This is a genomic window from Clostridia bacterium, assembly GCA_036562685.1.
Classification (GTDB): Bacteria; Bacillota; Clostridia; order Christensenellales; family DUVY01; genus DUVY01.
This window is the reverse complement of sequence record DATCJR010000158.1, coordinates 1-10,107: the sequence shown is the minus strand read 5'-3', so window position 1 is coordinate 10,107 and position 10,107 is coordinate 1. Positions and strand designations below refer to the sequence as shown.

General features: G+C 37.0%; 15 protein-coding genes. All 15 read left to right on the top strand.

The annotated features are described in order from the left end of the window. The coding region (locus tag VIL26_07350) for a leucine-rich repeat domain-containing protein (GenBank protein HEY8390743.1) at window positions 1-933 on the top strand (933 nt) is incomplete at its 5' end. After that, window positions 934-1,155, top strand: a complete 222-nt coding sequence (locus tag VIL26_07345) for a hypothetical protein (protein ID HEY8390742.1) — start codon at window positions 934-936, stop codon at window positions 1,153-1,155. It abuts the gene before it with no gap. 21 nt (window positions 1,156-1,176) lie between these two features. Continuing rightward, window positions 1,177-1,464 carry a hypothetical protein gene (locus tag VIL26_07340; GenBank protein ID HEY8390741.1) on the top strand — a complete coding sequence of 96 codons (288 nt, stop codon included), beginning with the start codon at window positions 1,177-1,179 and terminating at the stop codon, window positions 1,462-1,464. Next, the gene (locus VIL26_07335; GenBank protein ID HEY8390740.1) at window positions 1,465-1,950 is read left to right on the top strand and encodes a hypothetical protein; all 486 of its coding nucleotides are present in this window, start codon (window positions 1,465-1,467) and stop codon (window positions 1,948-1,950) included. A gap of 13 nt (window positions 1,951-1,963) precedes the next feature. Next, complete coding sequence (locus VIL26_07330; GenBank protein ID HEY8390739.1) at window positions 1,964-2,551, top strand: hypothetical protein; 588 nt, start codon at window positions 1,964-1,966, stop codon at window positions 2,549-2,551. Between the two features lie 6 nt (window positions 2,552-2,557). Continuing rightward, entirely contained in the window at window positions 2,558-3,064 is a 507-nt protein-coding gene (locus VIL26_07325) for a hypothetical protein (protein HEY8390738.1), read from the top strand. Next, window positions 3,051-4,220, top strand: a complete 1,170-nt coding sequence (locus VIL26_07320) for a hypothetical protein (protein HEY8390737.1) — start codon at window positions 3,051-3,053, stop codon at window positions 4,218-4,220. The genes VIL26_07325 and VIL26_07320 overlap by 14 nt, the downstream gene beginning before the upstream one ends. A 171-nt stretch (window positions 4,221-4,391) precedes the next feature. Continuing rightward, complete coding sequence (locus tag VIL26_07315) at window positions 4,392-4,928, top strand: hypothetical protein (GenBank protein ID HEY8390736.1); 537 nt, start codon at window positions 4,392-4,394, stop codon at window positions 4,926-4,928. Next, window positions 4,909-5,445, top strand: a complete 537-nt coding sequence (locus VIL26_07310) for a hypothetical protein (protein ID HEY8390735.1) — start codon at window positions 4,909-4,911, stop codon at window positions 5,443-5,445. Before VIL26_07315 ends, VIL26_07310 begins: the two co-directional genes overlap by 20 nt. Continuing rightward, the gene (locus tag VIL26_07305; protein HEY8390734.1) at window positions 5,438-6,823 is read left to right on the top strand and encodes a DEAD/DEAH box helicase; all 1,386 of its coding nucleotides are present in this window, start codon (window positions 5,438-5,440) and stop codon (window positions 6,821-6,823) included. Before VIL26_07310 ends, VIL26_07305 begins: the two co-directional genes overlap by 8 nt. Continuing rightward, complete coding sequence (locus VIL26_07300; protein HEY8390733.1) at window positions 6,798-7,616, top strand: hypothetical protein; 819 nt, start codon at window positions 6,798-6,800, stop codon at window positions 7,614-7,616. Before VIL26_07305 ends, VIL26_07300 begins: the two co-directional genes overlap by 26 nt. Beyond that, entirely contained in the window at window positions 7,594-8,712 is a 1,119-nt protein-coding gene (locus VIL26_07295; protein HEY8390732.1) for a phosphoadenosine phosphosulfate reductase family protein, read from the top strand. Before VIL26_07300 ends, VIL26_07295 begins: the two co-directional genes overlap by 23 nt. Window positions 8,713-8,750: 38 nt before the next feature. Then, entirely contained in the window at window positions 8,751-9,257 is a 507-nt protein-coding gene (locus VIL26_07290; GenBank protein HEY8390731.1) for a ParB/RepB/Spo0J family partition protein, read from the top strand. Next, window positions 9,247-9,879: a hypothetical protein gene (locus VIL26_07285; protein HEY8390730.1), complete on the top strand. Its 633-nt coding sequence runs from the start codon at window positions 9,247-9,249 to the stop codon at window positions 9,877-9,879. Before VIL26_07290 ends, VIL26_07285 begins: the two co-directional genes overlap by 11 nt. Beyond that, on the top strand, window positions 9,869-10,081 hold the full coding sequence (locus VIL26_07280) for a helix-turn-helix transcriptional regulator (protein HEY8390729.1): 213 nt from the start codon (window positions 9,869-9,871) through the stop codon (window positions 10,079-10,081). Before VIL26_07285 ends, VIL26_07280 begins: the two co-directional genes overlap by 11 nt. Window positions 10,082-10,107 lie beyond the last annotated feature (26 nt).

The following is a 10,107-nucleotide window of genomic DNA, read 5'->3' as shown; positions in this document are numbered from 1 at the left end:
CCCGATTACTCTGAAGCAACCAACAAAAGACCTGCTCTTACTTTTCAAGGTTGGAATAATAGTTATACAAATATAACCGGAAACAAGGATATAGGTGCAATTTATATTCCAACCGATGGCAAAACTCACGCTTTTGTTAGGCTTACTGTAGCAAGTGGAAAAAACGTATCTTTATATTTAAACAAAACAGATACAAGCACATTAAGTATTGATTGGGGTGATAATATCACTACCACTCATACAAATATTGGCGATTTCAATACTTCTCATACTTATTCTGATTATGGTGATTATGAAATAAAAATATGGATTAGCAGCGGGAGTGGAGAATACGGTTTTGGCAATGGTAATACAAATTCTGTTTTTGTAGGCGGGGCACAACAAACACAAAGAAATATGCTAATGTATTTATTTATTGGTAATAACGTTTCAAGCATAAGGGGTAGTGCTTTCACCAATTGCTATTCCTTAACAAGCATTGTTATTCCCGAAAGTGTTTCAAGTATAGGGGGTAGTGCTTTCACCAATTGCTATTCCTTAACAGACATTGTTATTCCCGAAAGTGTTTCAAGTATAGGGACTAATGCTTTCGGCTATTGCTATTCCTTAACAAGCATTGTTATTCCCGAAAGTGTTTCAAGCATAGAGAGTTATGCTTTCCAACATTGCTATTCCTTAACAGACATTGTTATTCCCGAAAGTGTTTCAAGTATATCAGATTATGCTTTCCGGATTTGCTATTCCATTTTAAAATATGTGTTTAATCGAACAACTCCGCCAACATTAGCAAGCACATCTGCTTTTAATAACATCAATAGTATCTGTAAAATCTATGTTCCAGATGAAAGTGTCGAAGCGTATAAAACCGCTACAAATTGGGTTACTTATGCAGATTATATTTATCCTATAAGCGAAATGGAAGGTGATAATTAAATGACAGTGGAAATTAAAAATATTCATGACCGAGATATTACAGTTATCCGAGCCGATGCAGGAAAAGTGTTCCGCAGAAAACATGACGGCTTCATTATGGGGAATGAAATCTTTTTAGGGAATGATTATTCTTTAGGTTATGAAAGAGTAGATTTGCCTGAATATTATGAAGAAATAGAAGCACCTGAAGAATATTTTAAAGGGTTAGAACCGCTAGCTTAAGCATAAAGGAGACTGATACTATTGGCAAAAAAAATACAAAAAGGATATGTGTATGTCGTTAAAGACATTGACATTAACGGCAAATGTAATCATGGATTTGTATCGCTTAAGGATATTCCGTTGGATGAAAAGACCACCGTGAGAGATCTAATAGCGAGAATAGCGTTGCTTGAGAAGAGAAATGCGCAGATTGAGCAAGCAATCAACAGGAAACTTGCTGAAATCGCTGAACTTGTAAACAACAATCAGCAGATCACAAACGCCGCCATCAAGGAGCTGGCGGACGAATTATCGAAAGGAAGGTTTTAAATGAAAAAACTTTTTTTAATTATATTGGTTTTGTTGTTTTTTGCTTTTGCAGGTTGTGAAGATAAAGAAAACACGATTTTTAGGGGTGACGTTATAGATTTGCTAAATCGTTTATCTCTTCACGATGAAGATATTGATGATTTAAGTTATGGCGAAAAACTATATGAAGGAAAAGCAAATTTAATAATTTATGAAGAAGACTATTCAGAAATCAATCTTATAAAAGCTGAAAAAGGGGCGGGGTTTATTGTTTTAGTTGGTGTCGGAGAACGAAGTTTAAATTATAGCAACATTAACTATGTTGATATTGATTATATAAACTACGATAAAAATCTAAGGATAACGCTATCTTTCTACAAAACCTCTCTTTTCTCTGGCGAATTTAAACCAGAAAAGGTTAATTTGCCAATAGAAGATTTTAAAAACGGTCTCGCTCGTTTATCTTTAGATGATTGGGAATACATTTTAAAGGAACTAGGTTATTAAAAGAGGTGAGAAAATGAAAAAAGTCGTTAAAATCCTAATTGCAATAATGCTTTTGCTTGCGCTTGTCACTCCGGTTTTTGCTTATGCGTCGGAAGGCGATCCTGCGGTTCCGGAGAATCCTGCGGTTGTAGAGGAGGGCCCTCTCAATAGTTTTTGGGAAGCGTTAAGAGATTTTATCCAGTCACCGTCATGGGGTTCCTTCTCTGCGGTTTTACTTGCAATCCTTACTATTGTAGCTCCCTTTGTTTGGTTTTGGCTTAAAGGGAAATTGACTGTTAAAGTGGAAAAATTAAAAGCGAAATTGGAGATTGCAAAGACAGAATCCGGTAATTACAAGAAGCTGTACCAAGCCTATAAACAAGAAATGGAGGTCAACAGAGATAAAATCAATGCTTTGTTTGACAGCTTTGCATCGATGATCGATGCCATGAACCTAAGGGTGGACTATAAAGACAAGATCACAAAAACTTTGGAAGAAGCGAAAAAGCTGACCGTGCAACCAATCGAATTGGAGCCTGTTCCGGACAATATTCCGGAAGAACTTTTTGAGCCAGAAGAAATCCCGGCCGAAGAAACAACCGAAATCAAAATCGGGTGGTGATGGTCTATGACCGAAATCACCAGATGGCAGTACTTCAAAAAACGCCTTCTCTATTATTTGGGAGGCTTTTTTATTTACATTGTTCCGTTCTTTGTGATTCTGGAAAAGCTTATCACAATCAGGAGCAACAGTACGGTTGTTTCCGTGACCTTCGTTGGATTTTTCGTTGGCATCATCTACATCTTTTTCGTCGCAAAAAAGATAAAGGCAAAAATCAAAGAACTCAAGCCCGGCCCTCTTAAGGTTTGCATTGGGAACATCCTTAACATCATACCCTTTGCGACGGTCGGCTGCCTTGTTGTCCTTGTCGAAAAAGCACTAAAGCGGGGTTCTCTAGCCGTTTGGTTTATCTGCATTTCCATGTTGATTGGAACAATAATGCAGACGGTAGAGTATGCGATTAATAGAAAGTTTCTGTACAAACTCCGAATTGAGGAATTGGCCAAAGAACAGGCCGATGTCGAAATCAGAAAGAAAGAACTTTTGGAGGAATTAGAGAATGAATCTGAGTAAGGAGCATCTCAAACGAGCAAAACAGGAAGCACAAGAAAAAGCAAAAGGCTTCTTTGACGTCGAGACAATATTCGTCGGTGTTTTCTGCATATTGGCCTCCTTTTTTGCGGCGCTCATTCTAAGCGGCACTAAATTTTCGTTTGAAACTTTCAAGAATCCGAAGTTCTACATATCGACATCGATTTCGTTCGGTTTGATGATGTATTCCTATAACTTCAGCAAGTCTGTATTTGTCCGGAAACTCAAAGAGACTCCCAAAGGGAAATACCGGGAAGCCGAAGAACGGGAAAGAAAAATCCAGAAGTATGTTTACGATTGGCATCTGCAGGATAAAATCAAAGAAGCGGCCGAAAAGGAAACAGAATTAAACAGAAAAACCGCCGCCCAAGCGCTTTTGGACAGTGTGACTTACGGGCTTGATGTCGACGACATCGAAGATCTCGACAATCCTAGAAATATCGTCACTAATAAGTTTGCTTTTGATGATTTCGTGAAGAAGCGGCAGCTCCGAAGCAGAAAGTTTTTCCTTTTCTTTTGGCAAAAAAACGAAATAGGGAAACTTAGAAAGGTCCTGCGGAAAGTCCTTAACGGAAGATACAAATATCAGGTCGTCGATTTCCGGGATCTGATCGGAGACCCCTCAGCGTCCAAACAGGAGCAGAGGCAATACAAGATTGATGAACTCAAGCTCAACCTCAAAGAGAACCGAAAGAAAATCATGATGTTTATTGTTTCGACGGTTTTATCAAATATTTTGATGTGGCAAGGCTTTAATAAGACCTTTCTCTTGGCTATGTTTTCACAGGTCATGCTGATTTTTTCATCAATCCTAAGCGGCTACACAGTTGCGCTGTCAAGGGTCAAGTTGCTAACAATCGTCATGCAGAACCGGAATGATCTCAATTACCGCGCCCTGCAGGACAATCTCAAGAAGATCCCGCTCGGTGTCGGCCCTGCCGATCTTAAAACCGAACCTGTAGTTGAAGCAAAGAAAGAAGCAGTCCAGATCCCGTCAGAGAAGATTATCTCTATCACAACCCGTCCAACAGAAGATAATCCTCTCAGAAACGGGGTGGCACCTCCAAGCTTCAGCAATCCATTTGCGGATCGCATGACTGCATTGAATGATAAAATCAACGCTCTCAGCAAAAGCTGAGGGCTTTTTTTTATTTTGGAAAGAAGATTAAGGTCAGAAATGGCCTTTTTTATTATTTTTCTAATGAAAACGGTTTCATTTTTGGAAAAGTTATTGCATATACCTACAAACGATGGTATAATATAATTGACAGGAAGAATCCTGATCAAAAATATAAAAAGGAGGATAAAAATGAAAAAAATCAGAGTTGTTGAATGGGCACCTGCATACGGGATTAGCATTCAGTCCGCAAGATTTTTGACAGATGAAGAAAAAAAAGATTATAGAGCAGACGTCAGAGATTTTATTCTTGTTGGATTGGGAGAGGCAATTGAATTGGATCATCTCACCCACGACGACCTCATGACCGTAATTAGTGAGGATGCTTATATGGGAGAATTTAACGGCTGTAGCAATATGGTTTACAAACTAGCTGCAGATCAGGAAAAAGCCTTGATAGCCCTAAATGAAAAAAGGGCAAAAGAAAAAGCCGAAAAAGAAAAACGCGAACGAATCGAGGCTTACAAAACACTGGTCAAAAATATCGAAGAAAACAAAGTAAAGGTATTGCCTAGAAATAAACTGAAAAAATACCTTGAAGATTATAATGATCTTCATAATGAGGGCGGCGAAGGGTACTTGCCGGAAGTCGTGGCCGAAGAATATTACATTGAGGTAAAAGCATATCTGCAACAGACGGAGTTTCCTCATGAAGGAGAAAGTAGATAAAATTTTAAATCTTTTGCCGACATTGAGTGAAGATGAAATTAAAAAAGTGTTGACAGAAATAAAAGTCATAATCAAGAACCGGAAAAAGAAAATAGAGGAATTGGAAATTCTTGTGGATCAATGCGCCGAGCGAAAAAAAATTCATTTCCAAACAAGATATGGCAGACATGAAAAGCCGCACTTTGTAGCAAAATTAACTTATGATAACAAATCGCAATCATTGGAGCGCATATTTATTGATTTTGATAAATCATACGATCAATATGAAACTTATCTTATGTGCGATTATTATATTTCGCCAGGGGAAATATATGATATTCGCTCAGAAGATGGGAGATTTTTCTACCTCATATCTTCCGATTGCGAAATGATGAAATTGGGTTCATCAAAGTGCGCTGAAGTCTTAAATGCAGTAAAAACCTATTTAAAATATAAACATTCGCCAGAACAATTACTTGAAGTGCTGGGTATCAAAGAAAGCAGCAATGAAATTCCAGAGGAGTTGAGAGATGATTAAAACTCAACTATTCCAACATCAACAGGAAGCGATTGAAAAACTATTGCAAGTCAAGGTCGGTGCCCTTTTTATGGACATGGGCACCGGCAAAACTCTCACAGCTTTAAAATTATTTGATATGCGGCGGGAAGCGGGGAAAGTTGACAAATTTGTTTGGCTTGCCCCGATTTCCACATACAAAAATTTTTTGGAGGAAGTCAAAGCCCATACCGATTTTGAAGAAGGGCGAGACTTCCATGTTTTCGGCATCGATTCAATAAGTCAAAGCGACAGAATCTATTCAAACGCTCTTAGCACAGTCAATGAAAGAATTATGTTGATTCTTGATGAATCAACGTATATAAAAAACCCTTATGCTAAGAGGACCCAGCGAGCTTTGGCCTTGAGTAAGCAGGCAGTTTATAAACTTGTTATGACCGGAACGCCCATAACGAAATTTGTAAAAGATTTATGGGCTCAAATCACATTCCTTTCTCCCTTGATTTTTAATTATACTACATACTATCAGTTCGCAAGCAACCACCTGATTTATCACAAAGAAAAAGGTTACATAGTCCGGAGTGCTAACGTAAATTATCTCACAAAAAGAATGTCGCCATATGTTTATGAAAAATCAATTGAGGATGTTGTGGACATGCCTCAACGAACGTATTTAACAGAATGGTATTGCCTATCTACTGAAACGCGCGATTTGTATGAGCGGACGAAGGAAGAAATTTTGCGGCAGGCCGGCGAGTATGAAATAGATGATTGTTATATTTATAAATTATTTACTGAACTGCAAAAGGTCGTCAGTTATGACCCGCACCGCATTAATTGTCTGGATGAGATAATTATGCGTCTTAATCCTGATCAGCAAACCATCGTTTGGTTCAAATACAAACGAGAACGCGAATTTATTTCAAAATATTTAAAAAAGAAATCGCATAGCTATTCTGTCTTTGACGGGGATTTTAAACAAGAGAATGATTTCAAAAACAAAAAAACCAGGTTTCTTCTTGCAAATCTTCAGACTGGTTCCCATGGCCAAAATTTTCAAAATTGCTATTATCAGATATTTTATAGCAATGTTTTCGATTATGCTTCTAGGTTGCAAGCTGAGCGCAGAACCTGGCGAGCGGGTCAAAAAAACAAATGTATATATTACAACATAAGATCCAATGCAGGGATAGAAGATTTAATATTTAATTGTCTTGATACAAAAAGTAATCTGCTAGATAATTTTAAAATCCTTACTAGGGAGTACAATAAAAAATATTTAATCGAATATTTGAGGAAGGAGTTGTCAATAAAAGATGATAAGGATAGGGTTGAGCCATCAGGAGAAACAGAAAGTCATCACGGAATACCTGATGAATCACGATATTCGGCAGGTTAAGGTATTCTACTTCAAGCGGCCTCCCCAATATGATTTTGGCGGATTGGATAAGGCGGAATATATCGAATGGTCAGATATCATTATGTACAAATTTTTTTATCGGTTGCTTGAAGAAATTGATAAACATACCTTAATTATTCTTGAAGAGTTAATGAGGACTCAGAATCGAAGCGATCTGACTTATAATTGTGCTCATCATTACCTTAATCAAACACCGCATAGGATAATTTTTGAATATTTTCCAATTATTGAACAGCAAGAAGATTTTATGATCTTGCTGAACTTTGAAAATAAAGACAAATATAGAGGGAAAGGATTTCAATATGAATATTTAAAAGAAGAAGATATCAAAATGATTTCACGAAAAGTTGAATTAGAGGTGATTGATGTGGAAACGGCCGCAAAAGAGATCGAACTCTACGAGAAAAAAAAGGAAAATTTGTTTGCTAATCTCGGCAACAAAGATCCAGATATAATTCCACGGAATTTACAACTACTGGCCGGCGACTTTAAAAAGAAAGCTCTAAAGCCACATGAATTGTATGTGGCGAGAAACAAAAGATTTAAACTTCCCAATGTTTTTACTTACAAAGAAGTTAATAAAGAAGAGGATTACATAATAGTTGATATGCATTATCGCCGGATTAATTTAAATGATTTTCTAAAAGAGACCCAAGTTAATAAACTCCGTTATTTAGCGACCGCGCTTCCAATTGACAAATTTTATATAAGCGAATTTAATAATTGGAACAAAAATCTGGAGGACATTTATGCTAAAGCAAATCTATATTGACAGAGATGTTTTAACTGCTGCGCGCGAACGAATATCAATGATTTTCGATGATTTTGAAAACATTATAGTTTCCATCAGCGGCGGTAAAGACAGTACAACTTTGGCTCATTTGGCTCTCACGGAAGCACATAAACGCAACCGGAGAATCGGTATTTTTTTCCTCGATGAAGAAGTAGTCTATGATAGCACAATCAAACAGATTGAGTATGTCATGAGTCTTTATCCGGAAAATACAATTCCCCTTTGGTTTCAAATAGAATTTCATTTAACAAATGCCACAAGTTTAACAGAGGGGCAATTAATTTGCTGGGAAGCAGGCAAACATAAAATATGGATGCGCCCAAAAAAACCATTCGCTATTCAGCACAAACCGTGGTCAAAAGAAAAAGAAACCATTCGTGATAAAAACAAAGGCTTTGGTTTCTACGATGCGTTGGAAAATTTCCAAAATTCCAAGCATAACACAGCGTTTTTAATTGGTTTGCGCGCCACGGAAAGCCCTAATAGGTGGCGTGCCGTGTCAAAAAATCCAGGGCATAAAGATTGGTATTGGACAACAAAATTAAAAAACGGGAACATTGCAGCCTACCCGCTGTATGATTGGAACTTCCATGACGTTTGGAGGTACATTTATGATAATAAATTAAGATACAGTAAAATATATGACTACATGTGGAGAAAAGGCATGAGCTTCCAAGAAATTCGGGTATCAAGTTTGATACACGAAAAGTCCTTTAAAGCTCTTGTCGAACTCCCAGAGTTCGAACCAAAAACATACGATAGATTATTAAGGCGGATTAACGGAATAAGCATTGGGCATATCTATGGCAAAGATAACAAAGCAATGCGTGCCCGCAAATTACCTAAGAACTTTAAAAATTGGATGGAATATAGAGATTTTTTACTCAAAACATATCCAGATGAAACAAAAAAATGGATTTTTGAAAAACGATTTGCAAAACAGCTTAACAATAATTATGTCGCTCGGCAACAATGCCGACAACTGATACTAAACGATTACGAAAATAACTTACCTATTGATAATCAGCCTGACCCGCGAGAAGAAAAAATCAAAAAGTGGAGGGAGTTACTATGAAACTTAAAACAAACAAAGAATACATTGATTTACCTTGCATGAACGTCATCCTGGTTCCGATTGACCAGGTAATGGCGAACAATTATAATCCAAATAATGTTCCACGAAATAATATGATATTGTTGGAACGTTCTATACTTGATAATGGATTTTGTTTTCCGATTGTTACAATATACGATGAAGAAATTGACAAATATATAATCGTGGATGGATTTCATCGTTATACAATACTTAAAGATTGGTTACAAGCAAAAGAAATACCAATCGTTGTTTTGAAACACGACATTAAAAAACGAATGGCCGCCACAGTTCAGTTTAACAGAGCAAGGGGTGTGCACCAGGTAGAATTGATGAGCGATTTGGTGCAAACTCTTGTTGAACAAGGCGCAACTGATGAAGAAATAGCCCAGCATTTGGGCATGGAATTGGAAGAAGTATATCGTTTAAAACAAATAACAGGAATAGCGGAGTTGTTCAAAAATCAGCCCTATTCGAAATCATGGATAATGATGGATGTGAAAGAGGAAGATATACATGACGAATAAATGGAATTATAATGACGCATATAAGCGTTATCCTTTGACTGAGCAGCCTTATATCTTTCCGGATGGCAGCATTGTACAAGTCCATGATATTTTTGATCCTTTACCAGAATTTATGAAACAAGCCGATATATTATTTGTTGATCCGCCCTGGAATCTGAGTAATATAAATACTTTTTACATGAAGGCTGACAAAGCCGAAAGGATCGGCGAATATGGAAAATTTTATAAAAGGTTGTTTGATTGTATCGAGGAAATAAATCCGCACACTTGCTATGTCGAAATAGGCAAAGAGCATTTGGCTGATTTCGTGCTTGAAATGAGAAGCCTTTTCAAATATGTAACGTTTTATAATAGTTTTTATTATCATGACAAAAATAAAATTTGCTATGTTGTGCGCGGCAGCATGAAATTTAAAAAACCGAAACTTGATTATATGGATGAAGAAGACATTATAGAATGGGTATGCAAGAATGAAGATTATACTTGCATAGGCGATCTATGCATGGGCAGAGGCCTTGTCGGAGTCAATGCTTATAAAAATAAAAAGCGGTTTGTTGGAACCGAATTAAATCATAAAAGATTATCTGTTTTAGTAGAAAGGATAATGACATATGAATTTTAAATTTTCGGAAGTGCTTAAGCAAGCACGAATCGATAAAAATATGACGCAAAAACAGGTTGCTGTAGCCATAGGGATCGAGTTAAATGCCTATCAAAATTACGAATATGACAAACGCAAACCTCGCGGCGACATTCTTGTGAAATTGATTCGGGTCCTGGATTTAGATCCCGAAGAAGTAGAAAAAGCATTGAACAACACTTAAAAGGCTCAAAAAGAAATTGATGATTA

Coding starts and splice junctions, on each gene's coding strand:
- VIL26_07290 (HEY8390731.1), top strand. CDS start 8,751: ATGAACGTCATCCTGGTTCCGATTGACCAGGTAATGGCGAACAATTAT.
- VIL26_07280 (HEY8390729.1), top strand. CDS start 9,869: ATGAATTTTAAATTTTCGGAAGTGCTTAAGCAAGCACGAATCGATAAA.
- VIL26_07335 (HEY8390740.1), top strand. CDS start 1,465: ATGAAAAAACTTTTTTTAATTATATTGGTTTTGTTGTTTTTTGCTTTT.
- VIL26_07305 (HEY8390734.1), top strand. CDS start 5,438: ATGATTAAAACTCAACTATTCCAACATCAACAGGAAGCGATTGAAAAA.
- VIL26_07285 (HEY8390730.1), top strand. CDS start 9,247: ATGACGAATAAATGGAATTATAATGACGCATATAAGCGTTATCCTTTG.
- VIL26_07310 (HEY8390735.1), top strand. CDS start 4,909: ATGAAGGAGAAAGTAGATAAAATTTTAAATCTTTTGCCGACATTGAGT.
- VIL26_07320 (HEY8390737.1), top strand. CDS start 3,051: ATGAATCTGAGTAAGGAGCATCTCAAACGAGCAAAACAGGAAGCACAA.
- VIL26_07315 (HEY8390736.1), top strand. CDS start 4,392: ATGAAAAAAATCAGAGTTGTTGAATGGGCACCTGCATACGGGATTAGC.
- VIL26_07330 (HEY8390739.1), top strand. CDS start 1,964: ATGAAAAAAGTCGTTAAAATCCTAATTGCAATAATGCTTTTGCTTGCG.
- VIL26_07300 (HEY8390733.1), top strand. CDS start 6,798: ATGAATCACGATATTCGGCAGGTTAAGGTATTCTACTTCAAGCGGCCT.
- VIL26_07325 (HEY8390738.1), top strand. CDS start 2,558: ATGACCGAAATCACCAGATGGCAGTACTTCAAAAAACGCCTTCTCTAT.
- VIL26_07345 (HEY8390742.1), top strand. CDS start 934: ATGACAGTGGAAATTAAAAATATTCATGACCGAGATATTACAGTTATC.
- VIL26_07295 (HEY8390732.1), top strand. CDS start 7,594: ATGCTAAAGCAAATCTATATTGACAGAGATGTTTTAACTGCTGCGCGC.